The sequence below is a fragment of the Streptomyces gilvus genome (genome assembly GCF_022513565.1).
GTDB classification, from domain to species: Bacteria; Actinomycetota; Actinomycetes; order Streptomycetales; family Streptomycetaceae; genus Streptomyces; species Streptomyces gilvus.
This window is the reverse complement of sequence record NZ_JAKWBE010000029.1, coordinates 66,181-82,541: the sequence shown is the minus strand read 5'-3', so window position 1 is coordinate 82,541 and position 16,361 is coordinate 66,181. Positions and strand designations below refer to the sequence as shown.

Here is a 16,361-nt window from a genome sequence, read left to right as displayed (position 1 = left end):
CTCACGGCGTCTGGCAGGTCGGGCACCAGAAGAGGTTGCGGGCGGCGAGGTCGGCGGTGCGGATCTCGTCGCCGCAGATGTGGCAGGGCAGGGTGGCCCGCCGGTAGACGTACACCTCGCCGCCGTGGTCGTCGACGCGGGGCGGGCGGCCCATCGCCTCGGGTGTGTGCTCGGGGCGGACGGTGTCGATCCGGTTGTTGCGCACGCCCTCGTGCATCAGCTCGACCAGGTCCGTCCAGATCAGCCGCCACTCGGCGGGCGTGATGTCCCGGCCCGCGCGGTAGGGGTCGATCCGGTGCCGGAAGAGGACCTCGGCGCGGTAGACGTTGCCGACGCCGGCGATCACCTTCTGGTCCATGAGCAGCGCGGCGATCGTCGTACGGCTGCGGGAGATCCGCCGGTACGCCGCCTCGGGGTCGGCGTCGTCCCGGAGCGGGTCGGGGCCCAGGCGCGCGTGTATCGCCTGCTTCTCGGCGTCGGTGATGAGCGCGCAGGTGGTCGGGCCGCGCAGGTCCACGTACGAGGTGGCGTTCGCGAGCCGCAGCCGGACCGTGTCGGTGGACGGCGGCGCGGGGGCGTCACCGAAGGCGACCTTGCCGAACAGGCCCAGGTGGATGTGGACCCATTCGGTGTCGCGGAAGCCCAGGAAGAGATGTTTTCCGTGGGCCTCGGTACGGGTGAGCCCGGCTCCGTCGAGCAGTGCGGCGGCGTCGGAGAACTTGCCCTGGGGGCTGGTCACACGGGGTGCCGTGCCGGAGAAGCGGTCGGCGTAGTCCAACGCCAGCCGGTGGATCGTGTGCCCCTCTGGCACGGTGCGTGTTCCTTTCCGGCCCTCGGTTCAGTCCTGCTGCGGGTGGTGCGCGGGGATCGGGGGCAGCTCGCCCGTCGTCTCGTACGCCGAGAGCATGTCGATCCGGCGCTGGTGGCGCTCGTCGCCGGAGAACGGCGTGTTCAGGAAGATCTCGACGAACTTCGTCGCCTCCTCCTGGGTGTGCATGCGTCCGCCCACCGCGACCACGTTGGCGTTGTTGTGCTGGCGGCCCAGGGCGGCGGTCTCCTCGCTCCAGGCCAGCGCCGCGCGCACGCCCTTCACCTTGTTCGCCGCGATCTGCTCGCCGTTGCCGGAGCCGCCGATCACGATGCCGAGGGAGTCGGGGTCCGCGGCCGTCCGCTCCGCGGCGCGGAGGCAGAAGGGCGGGTAGTCGTCCTGGGCGTCGTAGATGTGCGGGCCGCAGTCGACGGGGTCGTGGCCGGCCGACTTGAGCCACTCGACGAGGTGGTTCTTGAGTTCGAAGCCGGCATGGTCGGAGCCGATATACACGCGCATGGCTCCGAGTGTGACACGGCCGTTTCCGGGCAGCAGCTCCGGGTGGCGACCAGGGGAAATCCAGACCGGACCATGGAACCTCAAGGAAACCTCAAGTAACAATCTGGATTCAGAGGTTCAACAACTCCTTTGCCTCCGATTCACTGGACCGACTTGTACGTCACTCAGGTGGCGCAGTTCGGAAGTCCCCACACCCGGCGCAAAGGAATTCCCCCATGACTGGTCTCCAGGCCGGACTCAAGAACCGACATCTGTCGATGATCGCCATCGGCGGTGTCATCGGAGCGGGTCTCTTCGTCGGCTCCAGCTCCGGTATCGCGACGGCCGGACCCGGCATCCTGCTGTCGTACGCCCTCGTCGGCACGCTCGTCGTGCTCGTGATGCGGATGCTCGGCGAGATGTCCGCCGCCAACCCGACCTCCGGATCCTTCTCCGCCCACGCCGACCGGGCGCTCGGCCGCTGGGCCGGGTTCTCCATCGGCTGGCTCTACTGGTTCTTCTGGGTCGTGGTGCTCGCGGTGGAGGCCACCGCCGGCGCCAAGATCCTCGAGGGCTGGATCCCGGCCGTCCCGCAGTGGGGCTGGGCGCTCATCGTGATGGTGGTGCTGACCGCCACCAACCTCGTCTCGGTCGGCTCCTACGGCGAGTTCGAGTTCTGGTTCGCCGGCATCAAGGTCGTCGCGATCGGCGCGTTCATCGTGGTCGGGGCGCTCGCGGTGGCCGGTGTGCTGCCGGGCGTCGACAGCGACAAGGCGGGCCTGGGCAACCTCACCGACCACGGCGGCTTCCTGCCCCACGGGCCCGGCGCGATCCTCACCGGTGTGCTGCTGGTCGTCTTCTCCTTCATGGGCAGCGAGATCGCCACGCTGGCGGCGGGCGAGTCGGAGGACCCGCAGCGGGCGGTCACCAAGTCGACGAACAGCATCATCTGGCGTATCGCGGTCTTCTACCTGGGCTCGATCCTCGTCGTCGTCTCGCTGCTCCCCTGGAACGACCCGTCCATCAAGGAGAAGGGCTCCTACGTCGCGGCCCTCGACTCGCTCGGCATCGCACACGCCGGTCAGATCATGAACTTCATCGTCCTGACCTCCGTGCTGTCCTGCCTCAACTCCGGTCTCTACACGGCCTCCCGGATGGCGTTCTCGCTGGGCGAGCGGGGCGACGCGCCGAAGGCGTTCGCACGGACGACCTCACGGGGCGTGCCGATGGCGGCGATCGTCGCGTCGGTCGTCTTCGGCTTCGTGGCCGTGTTCTTCAACTACCGGTTCCCGGACTCGGTGTTCCTCTTCCTGGTCAACTCCAGTGGTGCGGTGGCCCTGTTCGTGTGGCTGGTGATCTGCTTCTCGCAGCTGCGGATGCGGCGGATCATCCAGGCGGAGGCGCCGGAGAAGCTGGTCGTGAAGATGTGGCTGTATCCGTATCTGACCTGGGCGACGGCGGCGTTGATCGTGTTCGTGCTCGGGTACATGCTGACCGACACCGAGCACGACGGGCGGGAGACCGTGCTGCTGTCGCTGCTGGTGGCGGCGGTCGTGCTGGTGATCGCGCTGGTGCGGGAGAAGATGCGCGGGGGCCGTGCGGCCGCGGGTGCGGCTTCCGTCGAGGCGCGGGACGAGGTCAGGGCGGGCCAGGGCAGCCCTAGAGGATGGTGAAGCTGTCCTTCACCTTGTCGTAGGTCTTCAGGGCCTGGGGCTCGATGGCCGTGTGGTACCAGGTGTTGATCTGGTACGACCGTCCCTCCTGGTTGAAGCCGAGGAGACGGGCGTGCCAGTTCACGCCGTTGAGGGTGAAGGTGTACTCCCAGACCACCGCGGGGTCGCCGCGGAAGGTGGTCTGTTCCAGGCGGATCTTGCGGTAGTCCTGGCCCTGGTGGGCGTTCTGCTCCGACTGCTGCCAGGTCCGCATGAGGTTGTCGCGGGCAAGGGAGGACTTGGCGACGAGTTCCTGGGCGCCGTCGGGTGACGTGTAGTGGACCTCCGCGCCCGTCATCACGTTGCGGCGCCAGCCCCTGGGCGTCGCCCACGCGTAGCCGCCGGCCTCCTCGTGAGTCCCGGGCGGCAGGCTGGGGGGCCTGGCGGTGCCCTCGACGGTGGGCGAGGGGCTGTCACTGACGGCCGGCGCCGCCGAGGAACCGGCACGCCGGCCGTCCGGAGACCCGGAGTTCGACAACAGCACGACCGCCACGACGACACCGGCGACGACCACACCGACGCCCGCGAGGACGGCGGTACGACGGCGGTGGCGGGTCGCCCACACGGGAGCCGACGGCGAGCGGATCACCGCGCCGCTGCGGGAGTTCGGGCCGGTGATCGCCGACTCGCTGCGGGAGATGCCGTACGCCGAGAGCCACACCATCCACAGCGACCCGGACTTTCCGCACGCCTACTACGGGGACAGCGCGGTGCTGAGCGAGCTGGACGTCGACCGGGCCGCCGCAGTGCTCGCGCGCACCGGGCCGGACGCGGGCGGCCCGATGTGTGTCGTGCAGGTCAATCATCTGGGCGGGGCGCTCGCGCGGCCCGCGCCGAACTCGGTGCCGTACCGCGAAGGGCGGTTCCTGGTGCGGCTGTTGGCGGTCGGGGACCGTCAGGAGGCGCGGGCGGTGCTGGACCCCGCGTTCGCGCTGCTCGCGCCGGTCGCCCTCGGCCGGGCGCTCAACTTCGCCTTCGGGGCCGGGGACCGCACCGAGGGGCTGTACGACGACGGGACGCGCAAGAGGCTCGCCGGGCTGAAGTCTCAGTACGACCCGGCGAACCTCTTCCGCAGGAACTACGACGTCAGCGCCTGACCAGCTTCCAGGCGGCCGGCATGACGCCCATCGCCAGGGCCGCCTTCAGGGCGTCGCCGATCAGGAACGGCGTGAGGCCGGCCGCGATCGCGGCGGAGAGGGACATGTCGGCCGCGTAGGCCAGGTACGGGACGCCGACGGCGTAGATGAGCGCCTCGCCCAGCAGCATCGTGCCGGCCATGCGCAGCACGGAGCGGTCGGCGCCGCGTCGGGCCAGGGCGCCCACGACGGTGGAGGCGAGCAGCATGCCGAGGATGTAGCCGAAGGAGGCGGACGCGCCGGAGCTGCCGCCGGCGAACCACGGCACACCGGCGAGTCCCGCCAGCGCGTACACGACGAGCGAGGCCAGGCCGCGGCTCGCGCCGAGCGTCGTGCCGACCAGCAGCGCGGCGAAGGTCTGGCCGGTCACCGGGACCGGGGAGTGCGGGACGGGCACCGAGATCTGGGCCGCGAGACCGGTGAGCGCCGCGCCGCCGAGCACGAGCGCCACGTCCCTCACGCGGGACGCGGGGAGCAGGTCGGCGAGGACCTCGCGGGGGCGGACGGTGGCGGCAGCGGTGCTCATGGGGACTCCGCGGGTGACGGGGACATGCAGGGACAGGGTGACGTTAACCCGCGTTCCCTGGGGTGATCACCGTCAGCGCTCGACAAAGGGTGGAGCGACAGCTTGGTGGGCTCCGGACAAAGAGTGCGGGCTACACCTGGTTCGGCGTGACACCGGTCACTGAGGCCGGAACCTCTCCCTCACATGGCGGGCCGGAGCCCGGACTGTCGGGTCTCACCAAATGAACCCTAGTGGTCTGGTCGGATTCACCGTTTCTCGCCTACCCTTCGGGACATGGTCGCCCAGTCCCGGTACTTCACGTCGCGTCGCTATGTCGACCTGCGACGCCAGGGTGCTGCCACCTGTCGCCGTCCGGTGTGAGGCGGGCCGCGGCACGCCTCGACCTCCGAGACGTGTCGACCCCGTTCCCGAGGACGGTCTCCCATGCCCTCTGCCCCGGCATCCACCCTTGCGTCACCTTCCACCCGCCGCCGTACCACCGCCAGCGTCGTCCTGCGGTCCGTGCTGGAGCACGGACCCGTGGCGCGCTCCACCATCGCCCGGCTGACCGGGCTGTCACCGGCGTCGGTGACGGACTACTGCGCCCGTTTCGCCGAACTCGGCCTGATCTGTGAGGCGTCCGTGCCCCGGCGCTCGAACGGCGTGGGGCGCCCGCACGTCCCCGTCGACCTGGACGACTCGCGGTTCGTGGTCGGCGGGGTGCATGTGGCCGTGCCGTACACCACGGTCGCGCTGCTCGATCTGCGCGGGCGGGTGGTGGCCCGGCGGGAGCTGAAGCACGAGCGGACCGATCCGGACCGGGTGCTGACGCGGGCCGCCGAGGGGCTCGGCGCGCTGCTGGCCGAGGCGCCGCGCTGCCGGCCGCTGGGGGTCGGTGTGGCCGTCGGCGGCTGGGTGGACCGGGAGTCCGGGACCGTCGTGGAGCATCCGGTGCTCGGCTGGCGCGAGGTGGCCGTGCGGGAGGTGCTGGGCGAGCGCACCGGGCTGCCGGTCCATGTGGACGGACACGCGCGGGCGTTGGTCAACGCGGAGCGGCTGTTCGGGGCGGCTCGGGACGGCGGGAGCGTGCTGCATCTGTTCGTGGGCAACGTGGTCGACGCGGCCTTCGCCACCCACGACGAGGTGCACCACGGGCCGCGGTCGCAGGCGGGCGCCATCGCCCATCTGCCGGTGCCGGGCGGTACCGAGCCCTGCGCGTGCGGGCGGACCGGCTGCCTGCAGGCCGAGTTGAGCGAGCGGACGCTGGTGCGGCGGGCGCGGGCGGCGGGCGCCGTCGCGGGCGTCAACCCGATGCACGTGGTCACGGCGGCCGCCGCGGGCGACGAGGAGGCCGTACGGCTGCTGGTGGAGCGGGCCGGGGCCGTCGGGCGGGCGGCGCGGCTGCTGCTGGACGTGCTGAACCCGGAGACGGTCGTGGTGACCGAGGTGGGGATCATCCACCGGCAGGACTGCCTCGACGCGCTGCGCGAAGGGGTCGGCGCCGAACGGGCGGCGTCCGTCGTGCCGACGAGTTTCCCGGATTCCGTGCTCGCGGTGGCCGGTGGTTCGGTGGCGCTCGACGTGCTCTACCGGGATCCGCTGGCGGCCTCACCTCGGGCTATTTAATTCAGAAACTCCGAATGTTGACAGGGGGCGTTCATGGCCGGGAACATCCTGGTCATGAGCCTGTTCGTGAGCTGTCGCACCCTTTGTTGCTGACACGTCGCCGCGTGTGAAGCGCTCATTTCCCCCTGCGTGAATTCTGTGTGACCCCTTTTTCCGGGCGCCCTTTGCCGGGGCTGGTTCCGCCTGAATTCCGCGCGCCTTCTTTCCTGCTTGTGTTTCCGAACTCACGGAGTCCCGCCATGCCTTCCTCGCCTGTTCCGGGTGTCGACCGACGGCTCTTCCTCACCTCCCTGCTCGGTGCCGCCGCCGGGGTCGCCGGGCTCAGCGGCTGCGCGAACGGCAGTGCCGCCGCCGACACCGCCGAGGGCGCCGCGTCCGCCCCGCTCGCCGACAAGGTCCCGGCCGGCACCAGCCTGAAGATCGCCTCGTACCAGAACACCCAGCAACTCCAGTTCAGGCTGGCCAGGTTCGGTGAGCTGCCGTTCAAGGTGTCCAGCTGGGTGAACATCGGTGCCGGGCCCGATGTCATCAACGCCTTCCGCGCCAAGTCGCTGGACCTCGCCAACAACGCGGGCATTCCGCCGATCCAGGCCCACTACCAGGGTTTCGACGCGAAGATCGTGGCGATCGACATCACCCGCAAGCCGAACTACCTCTTCGCCACCAAGCCCGGCAGCGACATCCACACCGTCGCCGACTTCAAGGGCAGGAAGCTCGCCTTCTCCCAGGGGCAGGCCCAAGGAGTCGTCCTGCTGCGGGCGTTGAAGCAGGCGGGACTGAAGTACGACGACGTCAAGCTCGTCCCGCTGACCAGCAACCAGTTCCTCACCGCCCTGCAGTCCGGCCAGGTGGACATCGCCCCGCTCGCCAACAACCAGGCGCCCGCCTATCTGCAGCAGTACGCGTCCAAGGGCGCCCGCGTCATCACCACCGGCGTCGTCGACCTGCTCAACCTCCTGTGGGCGCCCGCCTCCGTCCTGGCCGACCCCGCCAAGGCCGCCGCCGTCGCCGCGTACATCCCGTACTGGGCCAAGGGCCAGGTGTGGACGTACGAGAACCCCGACATCTGGAACGAGGAGTTCTACGTCAAGACGCAGAACCTGACCCCCGCGCAGGCCAAGTCCATCTCCGACCTCGCCAACAAGCCGCTGTTCCCGCCGCGTTGGGACGAGGCGATCAAGTGGGAGCAGGAGACCGCGGATCTGCTGGCGGAGGGCGGCTTCGTGAAGAAGTTCGACGTGTCCTCGCTCTTCGACCACCGCTTCGAGTCCATCGCCGCCAAGGCCGTACCGGCCGAGTACCGGAGGTGACCGCCGTGACCGCCACGACCACGACGGCTCCCGTCGTCACCGAACCCCGGGAGCGCGTCCGGCGGCCCCGGCGCCGCTCCCTCTCCCCCGGCAGGCGGCTGCCGGCCGCCCGGCTCGTCGGCCCCGCCCTCCTCCTCGCCGTGTGGGCCGCCGCCTCCGCCGCGGGCCGGCTGGACCCCGGCGCCATCCCGGCGCCCTGGACGGTGCTCAGGACCGCCGGGCATCTGTGGACCGCCGGAACCCTGCCCACCGACATCGCGACCTCCGTCGAGCGGGCCGCGTACGGCTTCGCGATCGGTCTCGTCGCCGGTGTCGTCCTCGCCCTGGCGTCCGGGCTGAGCCGGGTCGGGGAGGCGCTGATCGACGGGACGGTGAACCTCAACCGGGCGATCCCCACCCTCGGTCTGATCCCGCTGTTCATCCTCTGGCTGGGCATCGGCGAGGCGTTCAAGATCGCGATCATCGCCATCGTCGTCTACGTCCCGATCTACCTGAACACGCACGCCGCGCTCTCCGGCATCGACAGCCGGTTCGTCGAACTCGCCGAGGTACAGGGGCTGTCGAGGCTGCGGTTCGTCCGGCAGATCGTCATCCCCGGCGCCCTGCCCGGATTCTTCGTGGGACTCCGGCTCGGGGTGACCGGCTCCTGGCTGGGCCTGGTGGTGCTGGAGCAGATCAACGCCACCAGCGGACTCGGCTACATGATGTTCCAGGCCCAGAACTACGGACAGTCCGACGTGATCCTCGTCGGCCTGCTCGTGTACGGCGTCTTCGGCCTGGTCTCCGACAGCGCGGTCCGTCTCATCGAACGGAGGGTGCTGTCATGGCGCCGCACACTGAGCAGCTGACCCGGCCCGCCGCCCGACTCCGGGGTCTCACCCGGTCGTTCGACGGGCGTACCGTCCTCGACGGCATCGACCTCGACCTGCCGGCCGGACAGTTCACCGCCCTCCTCGGGCACAGCGGCTCCGGCAAGAGCACCCTGCTGCGGGCGGTCGCGGGACTGGACCACAAGGTCGCCGGGAGCGGCCGGCTCGACGCCCCGGAACGGGTGTCGGTGGTCTTCCAGGACTCACGGCTGCTGCCCTGGCGGCGGGTGCTGGACAACGTACTCCTCGGGCTCGACGGCAAGGACGCCGAGCGCAAGGGGCGCCAGGCGCTCGCCGAGGTGGGGCTCGAAGGACGCGAGCGGGCCTGGCCCAGCGAGCTGTCCGGCGGCGAGGCCCAGCGGGCCGCGCTCGCCCGGTCCCTCGTCCGCGAGCCCGAACTGCTGCTGGCGGACGAGCCGTTCGGCGCTCTGGACGCGCTGACCCGCATCCGGATGCACGGGCTGCTGCGGGAGCTGTGGAAGCGCCACCGGCCGGCCGTCCTGCTCGTCACCCACGACGTCGACGAGGCGATCGTCCTCGCCGACCGGGTCCTGGTCCTGGAAAAGGGCCGTATCGGACTCGACCTCACCATCGACCGCCCCCATCCACGCTCCTACCGCGACCCCCTGCTCGGCGAGTACCGGGAACGGCTGCTCGCGGCGCTCGGCGTCACGGAGGACCAGTGACCACCACCCAGGGTTTCCCGGAGGACCACGCATGACCCGCCGGCTCCACCTCAACGCCTTCCTCATGAACACCGGTCACCACGAGGCCTCGTGGCGGCTGCCCGAGAGCGATCCGCTCGCGCACGTCGAACTCGGCCACTACGTACGGCTCGCCCGGACCGCCGAGCGCGGCACCTTCGACTCGCTCTTCCTCGCCGACGGTCCACAGCTGTGGAGCAACCTCGCCCAGCGTCCCGCCGGCGCCCTGGAACCGCTCACCCTGCTCACCGCGCTGGCGACGGCGACCGAGCACATCGGGCTCATCGCCACCGCGTCGACCTCGTACAACTCGCCCTACAACCTGGCCCGCAAGTTCGCCTCGCTGGACATCATCAGCGGCGGCCGGGCGGGCTGGAACATCGTCACCACCGCCGGTGCGGAGGCCGCCCGGAACTTCGGTCTGGAGCACGAGCCCGCGCACGCCGAGCGGTACGCCCGTGCCGCCGAGTTCCTCGACGTGGCCCTGAAGCTCTGGGACAGCTGGGAGGACGACGCGATCGTCGCCGACAAGGCGGCCGGCGTCTGGGGCGACGACAGCAAGATCCATCCGCCCCGGCACCAGGGGACGTACTTCCGTGTCGAGGGAGCGCTCAACGTCCCCCGCTCGCCCCAGGGCTATCCGCTGCTGGTGCAGGCCGGGTCCAGCGAGGACGGCAAGTCGTTCGCGGCCCGGTACGCGGAGGCGGTGTTCACCGCCCAGCAGACCATCGAGGACGCGCAGGCCTTCTACGCCGACCTCAAGTCCCGTACGGCAGCGGCCGGCCGTGACCCCGAGCACATCAAGGTGCTGCCCGGAATCGTGCCGGTCATCGGGTCCACGGAGGCCGAGGCGCGGGCGAAGGAGCAGCTGCTGGAGGACCACATCGTGCACCGGCACGGCGTGGCCAACCTGGAGCGCCTGCTGCAACTGCCCAACGGAACCCTGGCGTTGGACGCCCAGCTGCCCGCCGACCTGCCGTCCGAGGACGCCGTGGAGGGCGCCAAGAGCCGCTACACGCTCGTCGTGGGGCTCGCCCGGCGCGAGCGGCTCACCGTCCGGCAGCTGATCGGGCGGCTCGGCGGCGGACGCGGACACCTCACCTTCGCCGGCACGCCCGAGCAGGTCGCCGACCAGATCGAGAGCTGGTTCACGCGGGGCGCCGCCGACGGCTTCAACATCATGCCGGCCGTCCTGCCCTCCGGCCTCGACGCCTTCGTCGACCACGTCGTCCCGATCCTGCGCACCCGCGGCCTGCTGCGCGCGGAGTACGGACCCCGCCAGACCCTGCGGGAGCGCTACGGCCTCCCCCGCCCCGCCAACCAGTACCTCGAAGCAGCCCTCGTCTGAAAGGAACACCGCACATGTCCGAGATCGAGATCCAGAAGGTCACCGCGAGCATCGGCGCCCGTGTGTCCGGCGTCGACCTCTCCAAGCCGCTCGACGAGGAGACGGCGACGGCGATCCGTGAGGCCCTGAACGTCCACAAGGCGCTCGTCTTCGACGACGTGAACCTCGACGACGAGGGCCAGCAGGCCTTCGTCCGTCACTTCGGCGACGTGACCACCGCGCACCCGACGGTCTCCTCCGTCGACGGCGTCCCGAACGTCCTGCCGGTCGACAGCGAGCGCGGCCGGGCCGCCAACCACTGGCACACCGACGTCACGTTCGTCCTCAACCCGCCGCAGGCCAGCACCCTGCGCTCGCTCACGATCCCGCCGTACGGCGGTGAGACCCTGATCGCCAGCTCGGCCGCCGCCTACCGCCAACTCCCGGACTCACTGCGTCAGTTGGCGGACACGCTGTGGGCCGAGCACACCAACGACTACGACTACGCCGTACCGGAGGAGGAGCTGGACGAGCGGCAGGCCGCGCAGCGCGCCCAGTTCACGTCCATCAAGTACCGCACGGTCCACCCGGTGGTCCGCGTCCACCCGCTGACCGGTGAACGCGGCCTGTTCATCGGCGGGTTCGCCCAGCGGATCGTCGGTCTCTCCCCGGGCGAGTCCCGCAAGATCCTGGACCTGCTCCAGGCGTACGTGACCCGGCCGGAGAACATCCTGCGCCACCGCTGGTCCGAGAACCAGCTCGTGCTGTTCGACAACCGCATCACCCAGCACTACGCCGTCGACAACTACGACGGTCTGCCGCGCCGGCTGCACCGGGTGACCGTCGCCGGTGACATCCCGGTCGGCATCGAGGGCAAGGAGAGCTACTCGATCGAGGGCGACGCCTCGCACTACACGTCCGTGGCCGCGTAGTCACCGACGTGCGCCGCCCCCGTCGTGCGCTACGGCTTGCGGCCCACGCCGCCGTGCTGGCCGATGGGGGCGGTGTCGGCGCCCGGGTCCGGGCGCCACAGCGGGACGGACACGACGCCCGGCTCCACCAGCTCCAGGCCCTCGAAGTAGCCCTCGATCTGCTCGACCGGCCGCAGGAAGTACGGCACCGCGCCGGTCTCGTTGTAGGCGTCCTGCGCCTGCTCGTAGTCCGGGTCGGTGCCGCGCGAGCCCTCGTTCAGGGAGAGGTAGCTGCCGGAGGGCAGGCCCGCCATCAGGTTCCGTACCAGGTCGCGGGCCTGGTCGTAGCCGCCGACGTGCCCGAGGATGCCGCTGAGGATCAGGGCGGTCGGCCGGGTGAGGTCCAGTGTCCTCCCGGCCGCCTCCAGGATGCGCTCGGGGTCGTACAGGCTCAGGTCCTCGTACGCCGTGACACCCTCCGGCGTCGAGGTGAGCAGGGCACGGGCGTGGGCGAGGACCAGGGGGTCGTTGTCGACGTAGACGATCCTCGCGTCCGGGGCGTGGCGCTGGGCGACCTCGTGGGTGTTGTCGACGGTCGGCAGCCCCGTGCCGACGTCCAGGAACTGCCGTACGCCCGCCTCGGTCACGAGGTAACGGATGGTGCGCCCGAGGAAGGCGCGGCTGCTGCGGGCGATGGTGACGATGCCGGGGAAGACGGCGGTGTAGGCGTCGCCTGCCTGCTCGTCCACCGGGTAGTTGTCCTTGCCGCCCAGCCAGTAGTTCCAGATCCGGGCCGAATGCGGCACCGAGGTGTCGATCTCCGTCATACGGGCATCCTCCTACGTCCGATCCTGATCGCAGGGCCCGTTCAGCGAGATCAGACCAACTTGGTCGAGGTGACGCGGCGCGAACACGGTCTGTCAGAACGTCCAGCACCGTCCGGGGTGTTCAGCTCAGAATGAGTTCCGGCAACAGGACCCACTCCCCCTCGGTCTCCAGGAGCGGTTCATGACGACGAGCCGGATGTGCCCCACCTGCAGGAGCAGACAGGAGTTCCGCAAACTCAACGACGCGGAGAAGGCAGCCGTCCGCGAGGAGAAGGGCCCCCGCCACTTCGTCCACGACCTGTGGCGCTGCACCGCGAAGGGCTGCCTGTGGTACCAGCCGTATTTCCGGCAGGGCGACGGCGGCACGCTTCCCGAGCGCTTCCGCGAGGAGCAGCCCGCCGAGTGAGGCCGGAACCCGCCCCGGCGGGACGGATTCCGGGCTGCCGCCCGGTGTCCCGGGCGCCTACGCTCCGCAGAACCGGGCGGCAGTTCATCGGACTACGGTCGAGGGGGGACCACCATGGTGTCCATGCGGTGCAAGAACTGCGGCAACACGCTCCAGGAGTTCCGCGAACTCACGGAGGCGGAGCAGGAGTTCGTCCGACCGCGGATAGGAAAGGACAAGCGGCTGGGCGCGTACTACCGCTGCGCCCGTGCGGGCTGCCGGCGTTATCAGCGGCGCGGCGACCACAACGACGGCGGCTCCTTCCCCCCACCGGAGTAGTCGCTACAGGTTGCTGAAGTCCGGGCCCTTGGTGCGGGTGCGCTTGATCTCGTAGAAGCCCGGGACCGAGGCGACGGCGAGGGTGCCGTCCCAGAGCCTGGCGGCCTCCTCGCCCTTGGGGGCCGGGGTGACGACGGGACCGAAGAAGGCGATCTGCTCGCCGTCCGCGCCGGGCACGGCGATGACGGGGGTGCCGACCTCCTGGCCGACCTTCTCGATGCCCTCCTTGTGGGAGGCGCGCAGCTCGGCCTCGAACTCGAAGTCCTTCTGGTCGGCGTACTCGATCAGGTCGGCGGGCAGCCCGACCTCCTCCAGCGCGGCGGCTATGGCCTCGGTGGTCGGGCCCTCGCCGTTGTTGTGGAAGCGGGTGCCGAGCGCGGTGTAGAGCGGGCCGACGACGTCCGCGCCGTGCTTCTGCCAGGCCGCGGTGACCACCCTCACCGGCTTCCACGCCTTGGTCGCCAGCATCTCCCGGTACTCCTCGGGCAGCTCGTCGATCCGGTCCTCGTTGAGCACGGCGAGGCTCATGATGTGCCAGCGGACGTCGATGTCCCGGACCTTCTCCACTTCCAGCACCCAGCGGGAGGTCATCCACGCCCAGGGGCACAGCGGGTCGAACCAGAAGTCGACGGGGGTCTTGGCGGTGCCGGTCGAGGTCTCGGACATGGCTCTCCTAGGAAAAGTGTTCGTTTCAACCACTAACACCGGGCGTCGCCGTCCCCATTCCCGTGGCCGCCCTCTTTCTCGGCTGCCTCCCCTCAGCGGCGCATGGCAGGATCAGCCCTGTCCACATACCGAACAGCTGCCGAGGGAGTGCCGCCCGTGCCCGGTGAGAATCTGACCCGTGACGAGGCCCGGGAGCGGGCCGCGCTGCTGTCCGTCGACGGGTACGAGGTGTCGCTCGACCTGCGTTCGGCGGTGGGCGAGGAGACCGGGGACGGTCCGCGCACCTTCCGCTCGGTCACCACGATCCGCTTCCGCTGCAACGAGCCCGGCGCGTCCACGTTCGCCGACCTGATCGCGCCGAGTGTGACCTCCGTCTCCCTCAACGGCAGGGATCTCGACCCGGGTGAGGTCTTCGACGGCTCCCGGGTCCTGCTGGAGGACCTCGCCGCCGAGAACGAGCTGGTGGTGGACGCGCGGTGCGCCTACTCCCGCACCGGCGAGGGCATGCACCGCTTCGTCGACCCCGAGGACGGCGAGGTCTACCTCTACACCCAGTACGAGCCGGCCGACTCCCGCCGCGTCTTCGCCAATTTCGAGCAGCCCGACCTCAAGGCCCCGTTCCGCTTCGAGGTGCGGGCCCCGGAGGGCTGGACGGTGTGGAGCAACGGCGTCGGCGAACAGACCGACGGGGTGTGGCGCTTCGCGGAGACGAAGGCGATCTCCACGTACATCACGTGCGTGGTGGCGGGCCCGTACCACTACGTCACGGACTCCTACTCCCGCACCTTCCCCGACGGTACGACGCTGGAGATCCCCCTCGGCGCGCTGTGCCGCAAGGGGCTCGCGCCCTACTTCGACTCCGACGACGTCTTCCTGGTCACCAAGCAGGGCCTGGACTTCTTCCACGACCACGTCGACTACCCGTACCCCTTCGGCAAGTACGACCAGGCGTTCGTGCCGGAGTACAACCTGGGCGCGATGGAGAACCCGGGTCTGGTGACCTTCCGCGAGGAGTTCATCTTCCGGGGCAAGGTCACCAAGGCCTCGTACGAGGGCCGGGCCAACGTGATCCTGCACGAGATGGCGCACATGTGGTTCGGCGACCTGGTCACCATGGAGTGGTGGGACGACCTGTGGCTGAAGGAGTCCTTCGCGGACTTCATGGGCGCCTTCGCGCTGGTCGGCGCGACCCGCTTCCAGGACGGCTGGATCACCTTCGCCAACCGCCGCAAGGCCTGGGCCTACCGCGCGGACCAGCTGCCCTCCACGCACCCCATCACCGCCGACATCCGCGACCTGCAGGACGCCAAGCTCAACTTCGACGGCATCACCTACGCCAAGGGCGCCTCCGTCCTCAAGCAGCTCGTCGCGTACGTCGGCCAGGACGCGTTCCTGGAGGGCGCCCGCCGCTACTTCAAGCGACACGCGTACGGCAACACCCGCCTCGGCGACCTGCTGTCGGTGCTGGAGGAGACCAGCGGCCGGGACATGGGCGGCTGGGCGCGGTCCTGGCTGCAGACGGCGGGCGTCAACTCCCTCACCCCGCAGGTGCTGCTGGACGCGGAGGGGCGCGTCGACGAGCTGGCGGTGCTGCAGGAGGCGGCCGAGTCGCACCCGGAGCTGCGGCCGCACCGGGTGGCGGTGGGCCTGTACCGGGGCACCTCCGAGGGTTCTCTCGAGCGGTACGCGCGGGCCGAGGTGGACGTCGACGGCGCGCGGACGGTCGTGGGCGAGCTGGCCGGCGTCGAGGCGCCCGAGCTGGTGCTGGTCAACGACGACGACCTCACGTACTGCAAGATCCGCTTCGACGAGACCTCGCTGGCCGCCCTGCGCGAGCACCTGGGCGCCATGACCGACCCGCTGGCCCGGGCCCTGTGCTGGTCGGCGCTGTGGAACATGACCCGGGACGCGCTGCTGCCGGCCCGGGAGTTCGTGGAGATCGTGCTGCGCTTCGCGGGCCGCGAGTCCGACATCGGCGTCCTGCAGATGCTGCACGCCTGGGCGAACTCCTCGCTGGTGCACTATGTGGCGCCGGGGTGGCGGGAGACCGGCGGGCGGCTCCTGGCGGAGGGCGCCCTGCGGGAGCTGCGGTCGGCGGAGCCGGGCAGCGAGCACCAGCTGGCCTGGGCACGGTTCTTCGCGACGGTCGCCTCGGCGCCGGAGGACCTGCGCCTGCTGCGGGGGCTGCTGGAGGGCACCGAGAAGGTCGACGGGCTGGAGGTCGACCAGGAGCTGCGCTGGGCGTTTTTGGAGCCGCTCGCCGCGCACGGGGCCGCCGACGAGTCCGTGCTCGCCGCCGAACTGGCCCGCGACGACACCGCGTCGGGCAAACGCCACCAGGTGCGCTGTCTGGCCGCGCGGCCCTCACAGGCGGTGAAGGCGCAGGCGTGGGCGCAGGTGGTGGAGTCGGACGCGCTGTCCAACGCGCTGGTGGAGGCGACCATCGCGGGCTTCACCCAGGCCTCGCAGCGGGAACTGCTCGCGCCGTATGCGGAGCGGTACTTCGCGGTGATCGAGAGGGTGTGGGCGGAGAGGTCCATCCAGATCGGCATGGACGTGGTGCGGGGGCTGTTCCCCTCGCTGCAGGACTCGCCGGGGACCCTGGAGGCGACCGACGCGTGGCTGGCGGCGCACGAGGGGGCGGCGCCCGCGCTGCGCCGGCTGGTGCTGGAGGCCCGGGACGATCTGGCACGGGCGCTGCGGGCCCAGGCTTTGGCCAACGACTAACCCCCCGGTCA

At 70.5% G+C, this 16,361-nt stretch carries 16 protein-coding genes and 1 pseudogene; 11 read left to right on the top strand and 6 right to left on the bottom strand.

Translation table 11 applies throughout. The features are described 5' to 3' along the window. Window position 1: 1 nt before the first annotated feature. Both MKW14_RS32820 and MKW14_RS32815 read right to left on the bottom strand, forming a co-directional pair. Complete coding sequence (locus MKW14_RS32820; RefSeq protein WP_240868963.1) at window positions 2–811, bottom strand: Fpg/Nei family DNA glycosylase; 810 nt, start codon at window positions 809–811, stop codon at window positions 2–4. Between the two features lie 27 nt (window positions 812–838). Further along, window positions 839–1,327 carry a ribose-5-phosphate isomerase gene (locus MKW14_RS32815; RefSeq protein WP_240868961.1) on the bottom strand — a complete coding sequence of 163 codons (489 nt, stop codon included), beginning with the start codon at window positions 1,325–1,327 and terminating at the stop codon, window positions 839–841. Between the two features lie 215 nt (window positions 1,328–1,542). Here MKW14_RS32815 and MKW14_RS32810 point away from each other — a divergent pair, with 215 nt between their 5' ends. After that, window positions 1,543–2,979: an amino acid permease gene (locus MKW14_RS32810; RefSeq protein WP_240868958.1), complete on the top strand. Its 1,437-nt coding sequence runs from the start codon at window positions 1,543–1,545 to the stop codon at window positions 2,977–2,979. On the opposite strand, the gene MKW14_RS41840 is transcribed toward MKW14_RS32810, so the two are convergent. Continuing rightward, window positions 2,966–3,316 carry a serine/threonine kinase C-terminal domain-containing protein gene (locus MKW14_RS41840; protein WP_502628187.1) on the bottom strand — a complete coding sequence of 117 codons (351 nt, stop codon included), beginning with the start codon at window positions 3,314–3,316 and terminating at the stop codon, window positions 2,966–2,968. The genes MKW14_RS32810 and MKW14_RS41840 overlap by 14 nt on opposite strands. Window positions 3,317–3,569: 253 nt before the next feature. Here MKW14_RS41840 and MKW14_RS32800 point away from each other — a divergent pair. Continuing rightward, a pseudogene (locus MKW14_RS32800) lies at window positions 3,570–4,115 on the top strand (FAD-binding protein); the annotation flags it as partial. Here the strand turns inward: MKW14_RS32800 and MKW14_RS32795 are convergent. Continuing rightward, window positions 4,105–4,680 carry a biotin transporter BioY gene (locus MKW14_RS32795; protein WP_240868955.1) on the bottom strand — a complete coding sequence of 192 codons (576 nt, stop codon included), beginning with the start codon at window positions 4,678–4,680 and terminating at the stop codon, window positions 4,105–4,107. The pseudogene MKW14_RS32800 and the gene MKW14_RS32795 overlap by 11 nt on opposite strands. A 423-nt stretch (window positions 4,681–5,103) precedes the next feature. Here MKW14_RS32795 and MKW14_RS32790 point away from each other — a divergent pair, with 423 nt between their 5' ends. From MKW14_RS32790 to MKW14_RS32765, 6 genes are all read left to right on the top strand, one after another. Further along, complete coding sequence (locus tag MKW14_RS32790; RefSeq protein ID WP_240868953.1) at window positions 5,104–6,285, top strand: ROK family protein; 1,182 nt, start codon at window positions 5,104–5,106, stop codon at window positions 6,283–6,285. Between the two features lie 239 nt (window positions 6,286–6,524). Then, the gene (locus MKW14_RS32785) at window positions 6,525–7,595 is read left to right on the top strand and encodes an ABC transporter substrate-binding protein (RefSeq protein WP_240868950.1); all 1,071 of its coding nucleotides are present in this window, start codon (window positions 6,525–6,527) and stop codon (window positions 7,593–7,595) included. Window positions 7,596–7,600: 5 nt separating this feature from the next. Beyond that, complete coding sequence (locus MKW14_RS32780) at window positions 7,601–8,443, top strand: ABC transporter permease (RefSeq protein ID WP_374116625.1); 843 nt, start codon at window positions 7,601–7,603, stop codon at window positions 8,441–8,443. Next, a complete protein-coding gene (locus MKW14_RS32775; RefSeq protein ID WP_240868946.1) occupies window positions 8,419–9,150 on the top strand; it encodes an ABC transporter ATP-binding protein in 732 nt (243 codons plus the stop codon). Before MKW14_RS32780 ends, MKW14_RS32775 begins: the two co-directional genes overlap by 25 nt. A gap of 31 nt (window positions 9,151–9,181) precedes the next feature. Next, complete coding sequence (locus MKW14_RS32770; RefSeq protein ID WP_240868943.1) at window positions 9,182–10,516, top strand: LLM class flavin-dependent oxidoreductase; 1,335 nt, start codon at window positions 9,182–9,184, stop codon at window positions 10,514–10,516. A gap of 14 nt (window positions 10,517–10,530) precedes the next feature. Then, a complete protein-coding gene (locus tag MKW14_RS32765; RefSeq protein ID WP_240868940.1) occupies window positions 10,531–11,427 on the top strand; it encodes a TauD/TfdA dioxygenase family protein in 897 nt (298 codons plus the stop codon). A gap of 29 nt (window positions 11,428–11,456) precedes the next feature. On the opposite strand, the gene MKW14_RS32760 is transcribed toward MKW14_RS32765, so the two are convergent. Beyond that, entirely contained in the window at window positions 11,457–12,233 is a 777-nt protein-coding gene (locus MKW14_RS32760; RefSeq protein ID WP_240868937.1) for an SAM-dependent methyltransferase, read from the bottom strand. A 181-nt stretch (window positions 12,234–12,414) separates the two neighbouring features. On the opposite strand from MKW14_RS32760, the gene MKW14_RS32755 reads away from it, so the two are divergent. Further along, on the top strand, window positions 12,415–12,639 hold the full coding sequence (locus MKW14_RS32755; protein ID WP_240868935.1) for a hypothetical protein: 225 nt from the start codon (window positions 12,415–12,417) through the stop codon (window positions 12,637–12,639). Between the two features lie 123 nt (window positions 12,640–12,762). Further along, a complete protein-coding gene (locus MKW14_RS32750) occupies window positions 12,763–12,957 on the top strand; it encodes a hypothetical protein (protein ID WP_240868932.1) in 195 nt (64 codons plus the stop codon). A gap of 3 nt (window positions 12,958–12,960) precedes the next feature. On the opposite strand, the gene MKW14_RS32745 is transcribed toward MKW14_RS32750, so the two are convergent. Beyond that, entirely contained in the window at window positions 12,961–13,623 is a 663-nt protein-coding gene (locus MKW14_RS32745) for a mycothiol-dependent nitroreductase Rv2466c family protein (RefSeq protein ID WP_240868928.1), read from the bottom strand. 156 nt (window positions 13,624–13,779) lie between these two features. Here MKW14_RS32745 and pepN point away from each other — a divergent pair, with 156 nt between their 5' ends. Next, complete coding sequence (gene pepN / locus MKW14_RS32740; protein WP_240868924.1) at window positions 13,780–16,350, top strand: aminopeptidase N; 2,571 nt, start codon at window positions 13,780–13,782, stop codon at window positions 16,348–16,350. Window positions 16,351–16,361 lie beyond the last annotated feature (11 nt).